This window comes from Aliiglaciecola lipolytica E3 (assembly GCF_000314975.1).
GTDB classification, from domain to species: Bacteria; Pseudomonadota; Gammaproteobacteria; order Enterobacterales; family Alteromonadaceae; genus Aliiglaciecola; species Aliiglaciecola lipolytica.
This window is the reverse complement of sequence record NZ_BAEN01000014.1, coordinates 1-17,533: the sequence shown is the minus strand read 5'-3', so window position 1 is coordinate 17,533 and position 17,533 is coordinate 1. Positions and strand designations below refer to the sequence as shown.

The following is a 17,533-nucleotide window of genomic DNA, read 5'->3' as shown; positions in this document are numbered from 1 at the left end:
TGGTCATTCCTTATGGTTTACTTTCGCGAAGTTCAAATGCACCGTCTGCGGTTATCGACGGCGTATTAATTTCAGCCAAATTAAGGTTGCCCAAGATTCCTTGAGCTTGATCAATTAATAGACCTTCAATAGAACCGCTCGCGAGATTATTGCCATGAGAAGCAAAGTTCACGTCCACATCCAAACCCTGCTGATTTAATAAGCCATTAAAGGCAGCAAACCATTGACCACCGCTATCTACAAATGACAGGTTGCCGGTAGGCACAGTAGAAGCATCGAAATCGACTGTAATTGACATCGTAAAATCAGAAATTGAACCCGAACTACTTACTACCGAGTGTTGTTCCACTAAATCAAACGCTACTGAGCCTGTACGTGACACAACAAGGGGATCATCAGGCAACCAGTTGGCTGCAAAGCGTTCATTATCGATGTATTTTTGATTCACGCTTTGGGCTATATAAATATTATTTTCTGCTTCCGACACATCGACCAGAGCAAATTGCTGTATTGGTTGTGCATAGATCTCGCTACTGTGACCTGCGGAAAACGTCCCCGGTGTTTGCAATAAAAACTCCACACTGCCATCCGCCCGAACAATCGCAAATTGATACCGTAAAGTCGGCCCCAACGAAAATTTTTCACCCGAGTTGGCTGCGGTTACTTCGATAAAAATAATGCCATCCCAAGCAGCCAGATAGAGATCAGCCTCGACCATTTCTGCTTCAAAATGCGTCCCCCGAACGCCGATACTTGCGACAGGTGTGGTTAATCGATAATTGTCCGAATTCTGCTGAAGAGCCCCTGTAACCGTGCGTAACCCACCTTTGATAAGCGACATACTGACATTACCTTGCTGGTTTTGCGGCGAAAACTCATAGTCAGCAATGCGTAATTCGCTATTAGCTTGCATAGATAAAAGCGCACCATCGATCATGCGTAACTGCGACGTACTCGTGTCTCCAGTGGTGACTAAATCCGCTTTATAAACAGGCGAACGCCTAACGAGTTGACGCTCAGCATTGTCGTTATGGGCCATCACATCCCCTTTAGCCATTATCGTTTTGCCTGCATCCTGTTGAGCAGCACTTGCTAAATTTGATAAGCACAAGATACTAGTAATAGCTAGCGTGCCCCCTGCCATTCTCATCGCATTAGTTAAAATTGATAACGTGCGCCAAGCCATACGTTGCTCCTTTTGTATTCATACAAATCTAAATTACTGGCATTTTTGGTCACACTGACTTGTGCATTCAACAACCAGTTCTCTAACCATTGATAATATAAATCGACGCTTAATTGACTTAAGGTATCTTCGCGAATTTGGGCAAATAGCGGATGTGCTTGATCGTATTCAATTTTTGAATAATCGACTGCTACTTGATAAGACCACTGCCAGTTGATTTGGCTATCCAAACGATAGCTAAGACCTGTTATTTTGCGGGAGTTAAAATCAAAACGCGTTTCATCGGTTTGTTCGTCAGCAACATTTAGTGAAATGCGGCTTTGGCCACTAAAAGTGGGAGTATCAAACCAAATACTTAGATTTTTTTGAAGACGAGTTAATGGCTCAATTTCAGCATAATCAAGGCGTGCCAAGGTAAGTTCCGCACCCACCTTAGAATCCGCAAAAACTTCTGTGCTTAAATCTCCCACCACACCAAAGTAATCCAGAAAGTGTTCTTCGTCTAACCAAAGGGGACGATAAAATACTCGCGTTCCCCAGTTAACCTTATGTAATTGCGAAACGTAGCCTACAAGTCCACTTAGATTCGAACGGGAAAGTGCAAGGGATTCCGAAAACCCGGTGTAGGACATCCCTGCCGAAGCAAACCACGCTGATTGTTTATCGATAGGTGAGAAATAGCTAAATTGGCCACTGACATTGTAAAAACTGCTGCTAACTTCTCTACTTTGCTCAAACAGTCTAACTTGGCCCAACACAGGTATGCTGACAAATTCGTTTTCAACACCATTATTGGGATTTGAATCCTGCCCTAGTCCAAATTGAAGCGTATTTTGCCACCCACCAGTCGTTTCATTTTGCCTACGCTCAATGGCATTCTTAAACTGCCCAACATATCCGCTAATTTGCTCTGATAATGGCAACTGAGATAAATAATTAAACTCAGATTTAGCCGCCTGCAAATTTCCCAACTCGTAATAACAATTGGCTAGCGCAAAGCGTGCTTCCACTGACGTAGGTTGCAATTGCACCACTCGCTCTAGTGGATATAATGCTAAATTGCAGTGTCCTGCGCTTTTTGCTGCCAAACCATAACCAAGGTCAAACTTAGCATCTCCTTCGAACGTATCGCTGTGTTGTTGAGCTAACGTGAAAGCCGATTGAAACTCCTGTTCTTCCAACAATGCATATAATTTTGCAGTTACTGTTTCTAGATTATTTACTTGTGCATAAACCGGAAACCCGACGCCTATCCCCAAAATCAAAAAACAGCGCAGCACAAAACATGAAGCTTTCAAATTGTATTTACTATCCATTTTCCCCAACCCAAAAAGCGCTTAAAAAATACCTGTTATAGATAAAGCGTAAAATAGGAACGGTTAGGTCAACTATTTAGTAATTTAATGCAAAAAATTGCCTCATCAGCTATTCGCGAGAACTTTCTTCACCAAAAATTGAGTGTCTTTAACTTTTGTGTGCGTATCCGGCGCCTAGTTTTAGGTACGAAAGTTGCTCTGTTGTTTTATTAAACTCATTTCAAGGAAATTGCTTGTGATAGTAACTTCAGCTGACTATTCCCACTGGCAAGTACGCTATGGCCACGGTAACACGACAAAAACTAGTGAAAAAAGTGAGGAACAGAGGCAATCTTTTGCGTTGAGCAGCGGTAATGATTTGCAGTCTGACAAACAAAAAACCTTGTCCGCCGACTCTACCTCTACGAATGAATTAGCAAAAACCAACGCAGAAGAGTTTTATCAAAATAGTTATGCGCAATTACTCGCCAATAGATTAGGTATAGATAAACAGAAAATTGATGAGTTAGAAGCTGAATTAGAAGCAAAACAACAAGAGTATGAAGCACTTTCCAAACAGGTTCCGCGCTCAGCAGAGAACCAAAAAAACATAGATTTTTTAGCAAATAAAATAGAACAATTAAAAATAGCGTTGGAAAACTACATAGAGCAAAGTAGCAAACGTGGAGTGGAGCAAGAAATGACAAATAACGCCACTAAAAGAAACCTATCACAGTTTGAAAATATAACGTCAATTTTAACACTATGATTTAAAACAGTGAGTTGTTGCACCAATAAAGCTCATCCCAGAACACTAGAAATGATTAAGACATTGATTTAGTTAGCTTTATTTTTTGGCAAGCAATTTGCTTTTATTAATATTGTTAACTCAACGAAGAGTCTACAGTAAAAATATTCGAACAATGGCGTTCAACTTCCTATGCACTGTATAGGAATTTGAACGTTTTTTTTGCCTGTAGAAAACTAAAGGCCAGCAATATTGGCGTGAGTAACAGCGAACAAAATTGATCACTAAAATATTACGAGGGTACTTATGGCTTACTTACTACCAGCCGAATTCGCTACCAAAATGGTAGATGCAGGCGAATCTAAAATTTTCATGTCGACTCGCGATACATTAATTCGCGGATATATGGCTGGCGCAATTTTGGCACTTGCCGCCGTCTTTGCCATAACTATCGCAGTCCAAACCGGGATGTTTCTACTTGGAGCGATTTTATTCCCTGTGGGTTTTTGTATGCTTTATCTGATGGGATTTGATCTTCTCACCGGTGTATTTGTTTTATGTCCACTAGCCTGGCTCGATAAACGACCTGGTGTGACCATAAAAGGCATATTGCGCAACTGGGGATTAGTTTTCTTAGGTAACTTTGGTGGTGCGCTAACAGTCGCATTTTTAATGGCGTTTATATTTACTTATGGTTTCAATGTTGACCCAGGTGCAATTGGTACAAAGGTAGCTAGCATTGGTGAGTCAAGAACCCTTGGTTATGCTGAATACGGCACAGCTGGTTGGTTTACCATTTTTATTCGCGGCATGCTGTGTAACTGGATGGTGTCTTTAGGCGTAGTAGGTGCCATGATTTCTACCCATGTTAGCGGAAAAGTAATCGCAATGTGGATGCCAATCTTTTTATTCTTCTTTATGGGATTTGAGCATTCAGTAGTAAATATGTTCTTGTTCCCATTCAGCATTATTTTAGGCGGTGAGTTTTCTGTTGTTGATTATTTTGTATGGAATGAAATTCCAACTGCCCTAGGTAACTTGGTTGGTGGCTTAGCCTTTACTGGACTAACCCTATACAGCACCCATGTTCGCACAGGCTCTAAACGCAAAGTCGCTAAAGTTGCACCAGAAACATTAGCAACTGGCACGACTGCACCAAATGCTGCAAGCTAAACTAATTAACGGTCAGTATTCACATGCTGGCCGTAAACTTAGCAATCAAGATTTTAGCGATGTAGCCTCACCTACATCGCCTCAACAACAACTTAAAGGTTTAGCTGCGGCCGTTGCAGATGGTATTAGCTCAAGCCCAGTAAGCCATATTGCTAGTCAAGCAGCGATAAATAGCTTTATTCACGATTACTATTCTACATCCGATGCTTGGTCAGTTGAAACGTCTGGAAAACGTGTAATTGCCTCCATTAACGCTTGGTTATATTCCCATAGTAAAAAAGGAGAGCATCCTTACCAACCAGATAAAGGATATGTGTGTACGTTTAGCGCGGTGGTGATTAAAGGCAATAAGGCACACATTTTTCACATCGGTGATTCACGGATTTATTTGTGTCGAAATGGCAGACTCGAGCAACTGACAAACGATCATCAACATTTGGCAGCAGAGGGCAAAAGCTACTTAAGTCGCGCTTTAGGCATGCAAGAAAACGTCGAGGTTGACTACCACCAACTTGAATTGAAACAACATGATATTGTTATTTTATCTACTGATGGTTTTCATGATTTTATAGACACGACTTGGTTACTGAATCAATTTTCCCAACATCCTTCAGTTAATGACAATCTGGCCGAAAAGCTGGCCGATCATGCCCTACAAAACGGCAGTGATGACAATATCACACTACAGTTATTACAGGTGAAAGAGCTACACCCTCCCCTTACAAGCCCGATAACTGATCGGGTAGATGAATTGCCCTTACCGCCGGTGTTAACACCCAGTCAGCAATTTGACGGTTTCAATATTGTTCGTCAGGTGCATTTTTCTGCGCGTAGCCATGTTTATTTAGTGAATGATGTCGAATCAGGACAACCTCTCGTCTTAAAAACGCCTTCGGTCGACTTACGCGATGACGAAGGTTATTTAGAACGCTTTTGTTTAGAAGAGTGGATATCTCGGCGCATCAATAATGTGCATGTATTAGCCGCACCGAAATATGAACGAAAGAAAAATTATCTCTACAACCTGTCTGAATTTGTTGAAGGTCAATCCTTGCAACAATGGTTAGTCGACAACCCGAATCCGGATCTAGAGACAGTCAGAGACGTAATTGAACAAGTTGGAAGAGGTTTACAGTCTTTTCACCGACTCGAAATGCTACATCAAGATCTTCGTCCTGAAAATATCATGATAGATCTTAATGGCACGGTAAAAATCATTGATTTTGGCTCTACTGTAGTTGCCGGAATCGAAGAGCTTGGGAATGACAAATTAGCACTGCCTTTTCCTGGCACAGCACTTTACATGGCACCAGAGTATTTTTTAGGGGAAATGGGCACGGTACGATCAGATTTATTTTCCCTCGCCGTGTTAACTTATCACCTTCTCAGTGGCCGTTTTCCTTATGAAACTCATATGGCCAAAACGCGCACATATGCGCAACAACGAAAGTTAAACTACCAGTCGGTTTTGGATAATCGACGACATATTCCCAGTTGGGTGGATGCCTGTTTGCGCAAAGCTTTGCAAGTAGATCCATATAAACGCTATGACGAACTGTCAGAGTTCTTGCATGATTTACGACATCCTAACCCCCAATTTGTTAGGCAAAGTAAAGCACCTCTACTAGAACGAAACCCACTTAAGTTTTGGCAATGCTTAAGCGCATTGTTGGCCTTATTTAACGTCTATTTACTGTATATATTATTTAATAACTGAGGATTTCATTATGAACCACCGCGAAGAAGTGACCTGTAAAATATTGACAGAAAAAGTCAAAAAAGGCGTTAGTTGGCAACAAGTAGCCGATCTAATTGGTAAATCAAAAGAATGGACAACGGCAGGTTGTTTAGGGCAAATGACATTTACATCTGAGCAAGCTGAGAAAATTGGCGAGCTTTTCGACTTAGATGAAAATGACGTAGCTTGGTTACAAGTAGTTCCATATAAAGGGTCACTTCCTGAAAGTGTTCCCACTGATCCACTAATTTATCGGTTTTATGAGTTGGTAAATGTGTATGGCACTACAATTAAGTCATTGATTCACGAAGAGTTTGGCGACGGAATCATGAGTGCTATAGATTTTTCGATGGATATCCAACGGGAAAACAATCCTGCAGGAGATAGAGTCAATATCGTCCTGTCAGGAAAGTTTTTGCCTTATAAATCATATTAGGCCGATTGCGAATTAATTAGTTAGATAGATTCGACGCTAATTGTTTCGCATCAAAGACTTTATTAGGGTTTGCTGGTTTTTCATTACCCATTTTGATCATCAAGGTCGCATTGATTTTATCTGCAACTCGCTCAGAGACAACCGCTCCTCCCTGGTAGGTTGATGCCGAAGTGATAGTACAGCCTAACACGCCACAACTGGACGTCACCGTTGGGTTTGCTGTGGTATCTGGCACGACCTTTTTCACTTCTTTGGTTTCAACATCTGTATTGCTTTGAATAATTTCAAACCACTTATACCCTTTTTCAATCGTAAGGTTAGCTGCATGTAGGAGTGCATAATCTTTAACCGTAGTGGTGTCAGTTTTTGCGTTACCACTGAAGATAATTTGATATTGATCATCACTGAGCTTTTTCTCACTGAATCCTAAATCCCCATAAGATTCTGCGGCCACAAACCCAGTTGGTTTAACCTAAGCGCAACCGACTAACACTAGGCTCATTAACATAAGTAAAATTGAAGTACGTGTGATGATCTCAAACGGTATGATTTTAGTGTTCATGTACATTCCTTAAAGATGGCTACTTTAATTGCCTAAGCGCATATTAAGTCGCTCAAACAATATTAAATTCATATTCTTTAAGGATGTTATTCCAATTTATGTGCCAGCTTTGAAAATCAGCAAATAAGGCCACAGCCCTTGTAAATTGGCAGTTCACAAATTCAGTAATAAATGCAAAAGGGAGTTTTTTACATAGTTATCAGTAAATTATTCTCGTTTCTGAATACATTTATACCTTAGCCAAGCCTTAACCTATAGCTATTTTGCAGACCCAATCAACCAACTCAACTTTGCCCCAGCTCTCGCAGTTTTTTATCCAACATGTTGAGTATACGTCTTCGTGTCAATACACCGTATACCTTGCCACTGGCATCCACCACAGGGTAGCTTTTCGGTTTTGATTTAAGCATTTGCTGTGCAATTTCTAATGGGTCACTGTCTACTGACACAGTCAATACATCTGTTCGCATAACATCTCTAACAATCGCCACTCTGGTATTGTGATAAACTACCTGTAGCGTCACTTGTAAACATTCTTGCTCAGAAATCCACCCCACTAACTTCCCATTTGCATCAATCACAGGCCCGCCAAGAGATTCTTTTTTGATCAAGTTAGCTGACGCTTCAGCCACTGGCATCTCTGCATATATTTTTGCAAAATCTCTATTCATACACTCTATTACACTAGCTGTGATCATGTAGCTTTCTCCGTTATAGATAGGACCAATTTAGGTTTACGAACAATTATCAAAGGTAATTTAAGAGTCTAAATACCTTTACATGAAATGACCGCTTAATAGTCAAGTTGAGCTATCAAGCGGTTAATATGTCAGGCAAAAAGAAGCAAAATAGTGTTAACAGCACACTTAAAGCGACTAGTATCAGTACATTTGAAAGCTTAAGCAATCTTACACTAGGTTGGTGAGAGCTTGTGGGTTTAGTAAAAACTGTCATTAATAAACCGACCGAAATCGTGGTTACAAATCCGATTAAATTCCACCAGAACCAAAAAATAGGGCTGTTAAATAACCATAAACTCATGTTTACCAGAACCCCTGCTGCCAAACCAGTATTTGCCGCGACCGAAGCAATTTTTTTACTATAAATTCCTAATAAGAATATCGCCAGCACTGGACCATAAAACACTGAGCCAATTTTATTAATCGCCTCAATGATGGTAGGGGCTATGTCGCCAGCAACGAGAGATAAAAATAATGTGATTAAGCCCCAGCCAATCCCGGCCAAACGAGCGTATTTAAGATATGCGTCATTACTCGGTTGATGTTTGAATAGGCGACAAATATCTTCAACCGAAACCGCTGCTAAACTGTTAACCGCAGAGCTCAACGATGACATCGCCGCTGCCATAATCGCCACTACTAGCAGACCGATAATGCCGCTAGGCAGGTAATTGATAATAAAAATGGGCATCATCCAATCGGGATTATCTGCGGGGATTTGTGCCTGCAAAGATGGAGTTGTCATCACCAACGCACCAATGATTAAGCCCGCAGCACAATACACCAAAGTAATAGGAAACCGACATACCGCTACGGTTAACATCATTTTACGTAAGTCGCTAAGATTGTGAGCAGACAATGAACGTTGCGCTTCCGACTGGTCACAGCCGTAATAGGAGGCATATAGCACTAGGCCACCGAACAACATAGGTAGCAGACCAAAATCGTTTCCTGAAAAACCAAACTGATCGGGTTTTACTGCAACTAATCGCTGGGGTTCGATAAGCATAAGTGCTTTTTCTACACCACCAATGTGATCAAGTGCCACCCAAAGGCAGGTTAAGGCACCAACAAAGATTAGGATCATTTGTACTGCATCGCCCCACACAACCGCTTTCATGCCCCCAAGCGCTGAATATATTAGGGTAATCACGCCAATCAAGACTATGCTATGCCACTGCTCTAAGCCCATAGTGCCTTGTAAAATCAGCGAAATAGCATAAATCATGATTGCAGTCGCTACAGAACGACTGAGCTGAAACACAAAACTAATTAGTAAGCGTGTTGAGCGAGAGAAACGCCTTTCTAAATAATCGTAAACACTCACCACGCCTGAAGCATGTAATGACGGTAATAGACGCCAAAGCATAAGTGCTACGGCGATGGGTAATGCTAATTCATAGGATAGCCAAATTAAGCCTCCCCCTTCACGCAAGCCAACAAAAGCAGGCGCTGAAATAAAGCTCACCGCTGACAGTTGGGTAGCCATAACCGATAATGACAGTGCAGGCCAAGGTAAACTTCGTCCCCCCAGAAAATAATCATCTCGATTTTTTTGATGGCGCAATGCAAGCCCCATGGCTAACAACCCTAATAGGTAAACCGCAACAATCGAATAATCCAACGCTGACAAAATAACTCTCCCTAATAATTTTGATGCAATAGTTGTGGAATAACCTTTTTCTTTACCTTATCAAGGAATTGGCAAATGGTGAAATGTACGATTGCCCACTAAGCAACTAGATTGAAAAATCATTCAGGTGTACTCTAACTTTAAGGGTTAAATAATGGCTTCTAGACACGCTGCAGCAAACTCAGAAATCGAGCATCAAACAATTTTTGTAATAGTTGGATGACGCAAAACCTAATAGCTTAGTGGATATACATTAGATACGCATGCTTACAGTTGCTTTTTGAAGTCGATTTAAACCGATAATGCAAGTTGCAGTATCCAGTTATTAAGCCACATGTATCGCACTCAACTTGCTTACAAATTCAGTTCAAAGTAAGGATAAATCATGCATAGAATGCTTTACAACTTACGCTATTTGGCAATTTCCCAAACCATAACGAGCCGCATTTCGATAGTCGGAATATTAACGTTAAGCATGCTCATTGGCTGCCAAAAAAATATGAATGGCTTTGCACTGGGTACCTTAGAACGGGATAGAATTGCTCACACAGCTACCGCCAATGAAATAGTGATCGAATTACCCGTAGATCAGGGACAACAGGTTCAAAAAGGAGATGTGTTGGTAAAGTTGGATAATCAACTGCAAAGTGCGCTAACTAGAAAAGCTGAAGCATATGTTTTAGAGGCGCAAGCTAATTTAAATAAACTTAGAAATGGAGCTCGTCCTGAAGAGGTAGCAGCCGCCAATGCTAAATTAGAAGGGGCTAAGGCAGCGTTAACAGAAAGTGAAGCTGCATACAGTAGAGCACAGAACTTAATTTCGCAAAAGTTGGTCAGTCAAGCCGCACTAGATCAAGCGCGCGCCACTAGAGATGCTAATTCGGCAGCTGTGCACGAAGCTGAAGAAGCACTTCTGATTCTAACCAATGGTACTCGTCCTGAAGATTTAGCAATGGCTGAAGCGAAATTAGCGATCATGCAAGCAGCCTTGGCCAGTGAAAATAGAAAACTCGATGATCTCACCATCGTCGCCACACGTGATGGTCGGTTGGATAACCTTCCCTGGAATTTAGGTGAAAGGGTGACCATGGGCAGCCCGGTAGCAATAGTCCTAGCCGGTAAAGCCCCTTATGCACGTGTGTACGTTCCAGAACCTTATCGGGTTAACCTGAAAACCGGTGACAGGTTACAGGTGCACATAGATGGAGTAGCGCAGACAATTGAAGGGACATTGCGGTGGATTTCAATTGAGCCTGCATTCACCCCATATTACGCGCTGAATCAAGAAGAGCGTGCACGTTTAATGTATCTAGCTGAAGTGCAATTACCTGACAAATATGCTGACCTCGCTAATGGTGTCGCTGTACAAGTGGAACTCCCATGACAAATACTCCTGTCGAAATGTTGGCCATTCAGGCTAAGCAATTAAACCGTAACTTTGGTGAACTAAAAGCCATAGACGGACTCGATTTAGAAATTGAAAAAAACGAATTTACGGCTTTTTAGGACCCAACGGCAGTGGCAAAACAACTGCAATTCGAATGTTAACAGGGCTGTTAAAACCGACATCAGGCAAAGTTAACGTTCTAGGTTTTAATTTGCCGCTTGAAGCTGACAAATTGCGTTTGAAGATGGGTTATATGACACAAAAATTTTCGTTATATAGCAACCTAACCGTAAAAGAAAACCTGCAATTCATAGCCAAAATTTACGACATCACAGGTACCTTGCAAAAACAAAGAATTGAAGAACTATTGGCAACCTACGGACTCAACCAAAAACAACGTCAATTGGCAGGTGAATTAAGCGGGGGCCAGCGGCAACGTTTAGCGTTAGCTGCCGCCACTTTACATAAACCTGAATTACTGTTTTTAGATGAGCCGACATCTGCTGTAGACCCCGAAAACCGAAGTGAGTTTTGGGAACAGTTGTTTGATTTATGTGAACAAGGTACCAGCATTTTGGTATCAACTCATTACATGGACGAAGCTGAGCGCTGCCACAAATTAGCCATATTAGAAAATGGAAGTAAACGCGCTGATGGTAGCCCAGAAGAACTCATGAACCAAATGGCTGCGCATGTGGTTGAAATTGAAATCGACGGTATCCGCCAACTCAAACAGCAGCTAATCAAACTGCCTGAAATTATCACAGCAGCACAGTTGGGTGCGAGACTACGGGTTCTGGTTAAAAATTCTGTAAAAGATCCTCTGGCCTACTTACAGCATCATATCAATATCACCAGTGATAAATTAACTAAAGTACGCCCCAGCTTGGAAGATGTTTTTATCACTTGTACGGGAGGTGGTCGTCAATGATCGCCAGCATGCACCGCGTTCAGGCGATCTTCTTTAAAGAGCTGATGCAATTGAAACGAGATAAAATGACCTTTGGTATGGTGATTATGATACCTCTTGTACAGCTCATTCTATTTGGATATGCCATAAACACAAATATACGACATATTCCTGTCGCAGTGGTGGACAATAGCCAAACAACGCTTAGCAGAGTGTTAATCCAAACTGTGTCGGCAACCCAAGTAGTTAAATTTACAGAGCAATTTACTGAATTACGAAACGCGCAAAAGGCCATGGAACGCACAGAAGTGCGCGCAATTTTAATTATCCCTAAAGATGTAAGTCAGAGATTGGCCCGCAGTCCTAGTATTGGTTTTAGCTTACCCGCTTCTTCCAACGAGGAAACCAGCCGCCCTTTGGCACAGTGGGTAGTCGATGGTTCAGACACCATGATTGCAAGTGCAATTAAAAGCTTACGGAATATGCCATTAGTAGAACTGTTGCGTCAGCCCGCCAATCGTTCAACTCCAACTTTTGAAGTGACCCTATTTTATAACCCTGAACAACGCACTGCGGTGAATATTGTTCCAGGATTGCTCGGCATAATACTGACCATGACAATGATTATGTTCACCTCCGCCGCCATAGTACGAGAAAGTGAACAAGGTAATATGGAAATGTTAATAACCACACCTATCAAACCATTAGAATTGATGCTAGGTAAAATAATTCCCTATATTTTTATTGGTCTCATTCAAGTAGCTATAATTTTGGGGTTGGGCCATTGGGTATTTAATGTACCAATAAATGGAGGATTATTGTCTTTATTCGGTGTAACTATATTGTTTATAGCTGCCAGCCTCACATTGGGACTAGTAATATCAACAATTGCAACAAATCAATTGCAGGCGATGCAAATGACAGTATTTGTATTGCTACCTTCAATATTATTGTCTGGTTTCATGTTTCCCTATGAAGGGATGCCAGAAACCGCACAATTAATTGCAGAATTGTTACCCGCGACGCACTTTATGCGTCTAATTCGAGGTGTTGTGTTAAAAGACGTCGCTTTTACAGACATGAGCTATGATGTCTATTGGCTGGTTATTTTCACGCTAGTAGGCTTGATTGTCGCTTCCATGCGATTTAAGAAAAATTTAGATTAATTCGATGGCCTTGAGTACGCTGATTAGATGTTCTAATTAATCCTTATTTAGTTTATTTGTCGAATCACCGAGAACGCTGTCAGACTCATTAGAGGTCAACGAAATTGGGATAGGTTTGGAAGCTTCGCCTGAATACAAACTTACATGTGGGAACGGAATTTCAACGCCATGTTGATCAAATGCCACTTTAATTTGTTGGTAAATTTCGTTTTTCAGTTTTAGAAAATTCTCGCGTTTACTCCACACCGAGAATTGAATATCGATAGAAGAAGAACCGAATCCGAGCAGGATAAATACTGGTGCCGGCTCGCTTAAACACAGTGGGTTTTTATCTGCGATATCCGCCAATATGACTTTTACTTTTTCAATATCTTCTTTGTAAGCTATGCCTACTTTTAAGTCTGCACGACGAATAGGGAAACGAGTAAGTGTGGTCACTTGGGTTTTAATCATCGATTCATTAGGCACGCGCACATACAGATTATCAAACGTGCGAATTTTCACTGACAATAAATCGATAGATATCACCTCTCCAGTTGTTTGATCCACACGAATAACATCACCAATCGAAAATGGTCTCTCCATCATTAAAAACAAACCACTAATTAAGTTAGATGCAGAGGTTTGTGAAGCAAAACCAATTGCCACACTTAAAATACCCGCTGCCCCTAGTACCACAGACAGATCAAACCCGAGCTCCCGCAGTGCAGAGATAAACATAAGCACCATGACGCCATAAAAAATGCCGCGTCTTAACAGTACCTGTCCATGATTGGTCATATTGGCGAAATTGAATTGCATAACTAAGTTGCTGAGAAATTTCGCTAAAAAATAGCCCAGCACAAGAATGATAATGGCTTGGGTAATATCGAAAATGTGCAGCATATCTAGATAACTAGTGGTTTCAGATTGTTCTTTCATGTGTCTCAACTTTAGGTGTAACGATTAATCTACCAAGCTTGCAATAGAAGATAAAAACGACGCTTTTTTACTCAGCTCACGGGATTCAGAAACGAGTTCCATTAGCTGAATATTCTCCGGGGGAGAATGCCGCACGTGGGAAATAGACTTGTTATGCTCGAAACGTTGCAAAATAGAAACCTGATCGGTCCAAAACTCACCATCTTGATTAACATATAATTTGAGCGCTGGAACAGGAATATTCAAGCGCTCAATGGTAAGCGGTTTGTCTTGATCATTCTTAATCGTGACCATGGTTGATGCCCTGTGGGAGCGTTTTTCCAAACGTTCTATATCCAATTTTGCATCTGTGTATTTTGAATAGCACAAATCGCCAGACATGGTAGATGGTCCAAACCACGAATCAGAAGGACGCCAAAAAGGAATATCTGCCATAGGAACATCACGCTCCGGAATTAACACCGTTACCCAGATAGGCGTGCTGACATACAGGTTGATTTTTTCTTGTGGCATTACCACCAGCGGGCGGTTGGGTCTTACCACCACAGCTCTGTCGGCTAGCGAAGGCTCTATGATCAAGGTGTCTGTTGTATCGCCCAATAAATATCGAGAAAACTCGATATCTTCAAAGGATTCTCTGGATTTTGGTTTATTTACCGCTATGGCAAGATCCATTTCGGTAGCAGTCTGGTTATTCCAAATAGTCCATTCACGACTACCTCGTTTGATCGCAATGAGACGATTTTTAATGCGCCAACATTTTGTCTCTGACGGTGTAAAGCTAAACTCTCCCCACCACGGTAATGCTTTTTTCATAAAAGGTTCTTATGTTATCTCGCTGTTTTGTGATCTATTGTCGAACAATTAAGGCATCAACCGTTAATCGCGTTAAAATTTTCTCTGCGGTATTACCTATCAGTAACCCTTTAATGCCTTTTCTGCCGACATTACCAATGATGACGATGTTGGATTTGGATTTACTGGCAACAGAGGGGATTTCTGAATAGGCCGAACCTGCGGCTATTTTCAGTGAATAATCACTTAATGTACCACTTTCCTGCACCAACTTTTCAAGCTTAGCTTTTGAGACCGCCCCTTTTTTCACCATAACCTCATCAGGTTCGGTAATATCAAACTCTTGTTTAATGCGCGGAATCGGAATCACGCCTAAGAGCTTCACTTCGGCATCTAATTGTATAGCAACCTGTGCAGCGGTGTTTAGTACTTTGTTATTTAGCTCTTTTTGTGCCGCCGTTCTAGTAAAAATATCGACAGTGCCTAACAGCTTTAGTTGTCCACGCCAACGGTTATCTCCACACAAGAAAATACTGGATTTAATTGGACCTTTCAATGCTGCCTTAATTAGCGAAAAATCGAGTTTTTCACGACCCAATTGCGGTCTATGGATAAACGTCGTATCAAACTTGTCGCTACTTAGTACCTTAATTAGCAGGTCTTCTTTTTCACTTTCTTTGACAAATGCTTCAACGAGAATCGTGGTTTTACATACATCATTCACTTCGCTTTTGATTAAATTTGGCAGTTTTTCTGCAAGACTAGGCTCTTTACCACTCACAAATAATAAACAGGTAATGCTTTGTGGCGCGAACCGAAGCGCTTTGATCAGCATTGGATTAACGCTCTCTTCCCTTTCTAGAACAACTAAAATGTGTTTCATAAACATTCCTCTATTTAATATGAATGGTAGACATCTAAAGCGTCATCTAATATGCCTTTAACATACTCTAAATAAACAATAATTTAGCTGATCTGGGTCAACAACAACGAATAAAGTTATGTCTTGTTTGAACTGCAACCACTTAAAACTTGTCTCCATGACAAACCAAAGCCAATTTAGTTTGTTGCTTATTTACAGCGATGCGACTGGCTCCTTCAGGGCAAGTTTTTTCAAAATCGGCAAACTTACTCAGTGTTGCGTTTTGAACTTGACTGTCCCAAAACCAAAGTTGCAGGTTACTCGCGACAATGACTTTGCCATCGGCAGTCCAGGTGTAATATTGTGATTCCTCAGGCAATTCTACCAACTTTTGCGTTGCCTGCGTTTTGGTGTCTAGTTGCATTAACCAGTGTTTGCCATCAATAAGTGTATTGAAGCTCATCAAATGACTCTCTGGAATCTGATATAGGCTCGCGCCAGTTAACGGATACACTAGGCTCAAAGTACGTGTTTGAGAGTCGAATAGTTGTAAGTTCATGCTGCTTTCTTGCAACACTGTCACTAACACCTGTTGAGAATCAATCCAAGCATGATAGCCTATCAATTCGTCACCTGAATACAATGCTCGCTTGCCCTCGCCCGCAAGCTGATACGCCCACAACTCCTGCTTACCATCGACGGCATAAATCACCGAATACTCAGTGCCATTAGGCATAGGCGTAGGCGAATACTCGCTTTCAGGACTAGAACTTAAGTTTTCTGTTTCACCAGTGTTAATCTTGTACCGCAAAATATCGGTTTGACCGTCGATTTGTGAGGTATAAAGCAACGTTTGATTATCCGCTAGGAAATAAGGCTGATTATCATATCCCTTTCGGCTACTAATATTTTTAAGCTCACCTAATTTGAGTTGCCCATTTTGCACAGACAAGTCCGCTATAAAAATATCTGCCCCAGGTATTGATTGCGCACTCACAGTCGTTATTGCAACCCCAAACAACGAAGCCAATAACTGCATAGTTTTTTTCATTTTTGATTCCTTATCAATAATCTGACGCTGATGTCCAAAGGCATATTGAAGTGATAATAGCTAAAGCAACCTCATCATATCTTTGTGTAAAAGCAATTGTCTAGTTGAGTGTCCATTGCTCCATTAAGTTGTCACTTCTGTTAACTTCTAAACTGTTTCTGCGGCAGCAAACAGTAATAAACGTTCGCCTTGAGCTTTAAGTCATTTCTAAGCTGCGTGTGCCGCAGCTAACTCGTTGAAGCGTAGAGCTTAAATATTTTTGAATTTCTAAGCTGCGTGTGCCGCAGCTAACAGAGTTGCACTATATCAGGAGCCTCTAGCTATTTTCTAAGCTGCGTGTGCCGCAGCTAACTAAGCTAATATTCTTTTCAGGTTTTGCTTTTCTTTCTAAGCTGCGTGTGCCGCAGCTAACTAAGCTAATATTCTTTTCAGGTTTTGCTTTTCTTTCTAAGCTGCGTGTGCCGCAGCTAACGCTTACTGTTTTTAAAGGTGCTGCCATATATTTTCTAAGCTGCGTGTGCCGCAGCTAACCTATCATTATCATTTGATTGTCCCACGTTGTCTTTCTAAGCTGCGTGTGCCGCAGCTAACTTGTTGTGCCGCAATAGCTTTATCTACCCATGTTTCTAAGCTGCGTGTGCCGCAGCTAACTATACGTGGTCTAGCTTGGATTGCATTGAGATTTTCTAAGCTGCGTGTGCCGCAGCTAACATCAAAGAAATCGTACCTAGCTCAGCATTAACTTTCTAAGCTGCGTGTGCCGCAGCTAACTTTAGCCAGTGTGTTCAATTAATTAATTAATTAAGATTTCTAAGCTGCGTGTGCCGCAGCTAACTGGTTGCTCGGTGGTTCTGGTAAACCCTTTATTTTCTAAGCTGCGTGTGCCGCAGCTAACCTGTATGCGGGGTGGTGGTTGCCCTCGAAAGATTT

General features: G+C 41.4%; 15 protein-coding genes, 1 pseudogene and 1 CRISPR repeat array. Of the genes and pseudogenes, 7 read left to right on the top strand and 9 right to left on the bottom strand.

Features of this window, described 5'->3' with window-relative positions:
* Nucleotides 1-10: 10 nt before the first annotated feature.
* Both GLIP_RS01775 and GLIP_RS01770 read right to left on the bottom strand, forming a co-directional pair.
* Nucleotides 11-1,186, bottom strand: coding sequence for a FecR family protein (locus GLIP_RS01775; protein WP_008842836.1), 1,176 nt, complete (start codon nucleotides 1,184-1,186; stop codon nucleotides 11-13).
* Nucleotides 1,159-2,502, bottom strand: a complete 1,344-nt coding sequence (locus GLIP_RS01770) for a tetratricopeptide repeat protein (RefSeq protein WP_008842835.1) — start codon at nucleotides 2,500-2,502, stop codon at nucleotides 1,159-1,161. Before GLIP_RS01770 ends, GLIP_RS01775 begins: the two co-directional genes overlap by 28 nt.
* A 235-nt stretch (nucleotides 2,503-2,737) precedes the next feature.
* Between GLIP_RS01770 and GLIP_RS01765 the strand changes: the two genes are divergently transcribed.
* The 4 genes from GLIP_RS01765 to cynS all read left to right on the top strand — a co-directional run bounded on the left by GLIP_RS01765 (nucleotide 2,738) and on the right by cynS (nucleotide 6,576).
* Complete coding sequence (locus GLIP_RS01765; RefSeq protein WP_008842834.1) at nucleotides 2,738-3,250, top strand: hypothetical protein; 513 nt, start codon at nucleotides 2,738-2,740, stop codon at nucleotides 3,248-3,250.
* Between the two features lie 285 nt (nucleotides 3,251-3,535).
* Nucleotides 3,536-4,402: a formate/nitrite transporter family protein gene (locus tag GLIP_RS01760; RefSeq protein WP_008842833.1), complete on the top strand. Its 867-nt coding sequence runs from the start codon at nucleotides 3,536-3,538 to the stop codon at nucleotides 4,400-4,402.
* Entirely contained in the window at nucleotides 4,389-6,119 is a 1,731-nt protein-coding gene (locus GLIP_RS01755; RefSeq protein WP_008842832.1) for a bifunctional protein-serine/threonine kinase/phosphatase, read from the top strand. The genes GLIP_RS01760 and GLIP_RS01755 overlap by 14 nt, the downstream gene beginning before the upstream one ends.
* A 10-nt stretch (nucleotides 6,120-6,129) precedes the next feature.
* Nucleotides 6,130-6,576 carry a cyanase gene (gene cynS, locus GLIP_RS01750; protein ID WP_008842831.1) on the top strand — a complete coding sequence of 149 codons (447 nt, stop codon included), beginning with the start codon at nucleotides 6,130-6,132 and terminating at the stop codon, nucleotides 6,574-6,576.
* A 16-nt stretch (nucleotides 6,577-6,592) separates the two neighbouring features.
* On the opposite strand, the gene GLIP_RS01745 is transcribed toward cynS, so the two are convergent.
* From GLIP_RS01745 to GLIP_RS01735, 3 genes are all read right to left on the bottom strand, one after another.
* Nucleotides 6,593-7,030 (bottom strand): CC0125/CC1285 family lipoprotein, encoded by a 438-nt coding sequence (locus tag GLIP_RS01745; protein WP_008842830.1) that lies wholly within the window; start codon nucleotides 7,028-7,030, stop codon nucleotides 6,593-6,595.
* Between the two features lie 392 nt (nucleotides 7,031-7,422).
* On the bottom strand, nucleotides 7,423-7,836 hold the full coding sequence (locus tag GLIP_RS01740) for a CBS domain-containing protein (RefSeq protein ID WP_008842829.1): 414 nt from the start codon (nucleotides 7,834-7,836) through the stop codon (nucleotides 7,423-7,425).
* Between the two features lie 115 nt (nucleotides 7,837-7,951).
* Entirely contained in the window at nucleotides 7,952-9,511 is a 1,560-nt protein-coding gene (locus tag GLIP_RS01735) for a sodium:solute symporter family transporter (protein ID WP_008842828.1), read from the bottom strand.
* A gap of 385 nt (nucleotides 9,512-9,896) precedes the next feature.
* On the opposite strand from GLIP_RS01735, the gene GLIP_RS01730 reads away from it, so the two are divergent.
* The 3 genes and pseudogenes from GLIP_RS01730 (at nucleotide 9,897) to GLIP_RS01720 (ending at nucleotide 12,974) form a co-directional block, all read left to right on the top strand.
* Nucleotides 9,897-10,895: an HlyD family secretion protein gene (locus tag GLIP_RS01730; protein WP_008842827.1), complete on the top strand. Its 999-nt coding sequence runs from the start codon at nucleotides 9,897-9,899 to the stop codon at nucleotides 10,893-10,895.
* Nucleotides 10,892-11,829: pseudogene (locus GLIP_RS01725) on the top strand (ABC transporter ATP-binding protein). The gene GLIP_RS01730 and the pseudogene GLIP_RS01725 overlap by 4 nt, the downstream one beginning before the upstream one ends.
* On the top strand, nucleotides 11,826-12,974 hold the full coding sequence (locus GLIP_RS01720; protein WP_008842824.1) for an ABC transporter permease: 1,149 nt from the start codon (nucleotides 11,826-11,828) through the stop codon (nucleotides 12,972-12,974). The pseudogene GLIP_RS01725 and the gene GLIP_RS01720 overlap by 4 nt, the downstream one beginning before the upstream one ends.
* 36 nt (nucleotides 12,975-13,010) lie before the next feature.
* Here GLIP_RS01720 and GLIP_RS01715 read toward each other — a convergent pair whose 3' ends face one another.
* The 4 genes from GLIP_RS01715 to GLIP_RS21240 form a co-directional block, all read right to left on the bottom strand.
* Nucleotides 13,011-13,895 (bottom strand): mechanosensitive ion channel family protein, encoded by an 885-nt coding sequence (locus GLIP_RS01715; protein WP_008842823.1) that lies wholly within the window; start codon nucleotides 13,893-13,895, stop codon nucleotides 13,011-13,013.
* A gap of 24 nt (nucleotides 13,896-13,919) precedes the next feature.
* Nucleotides 13,920-14,711: a DUF432 domain-containing protein gene (locus GLIP_RS01710; RefSeq protein ID WP_008842822.1), complete on the bottom strand. Its 792-nt coding sequence runs from the start codon at nucleotides 14,709-14,711 to the stop codon at nucleotides 13,920-13,922.
* Nucleotides 14,712-14,745: 34 nt separating this feature from the next.
* Nucleotides 14,746-15,573, bottom strand: a complete 828-nt coding sequence (locus GLIP_RS01705; RefSeq protein WP_040521631.1) for a universal stress protein — start codon at nucleotides 15,571-15,573, stop codon at nucleotides 14,746-14,748.
* A 142-nt stretch (nucleotides 15,574-15,715) separates the two neighbouring features.
* On the bottom strand, nucleotides 15,716-16,603 hold the full coding sequence (locus GLIP_RS21240) for a TolB family protein (RefSeq protein ID WP_008842819.1): 888 nt from the start codon (nucleotides 16,601-16,603) through the stop codon (nucleotides 15,716-15,718).
* A gap of 204 nt (nucleotides 16,604-16,807) precedes the next feature.
* A CRISPR array of direct repeats spans nucleotides 16,808-17,498; the repeat unit is 28 nt; unit sequence TTTCTAAGCTGCGTGTGCCGCAGCTAAC.
* Nucleotides 17,499-17,533: the final 35 nt, after the last annotated feature.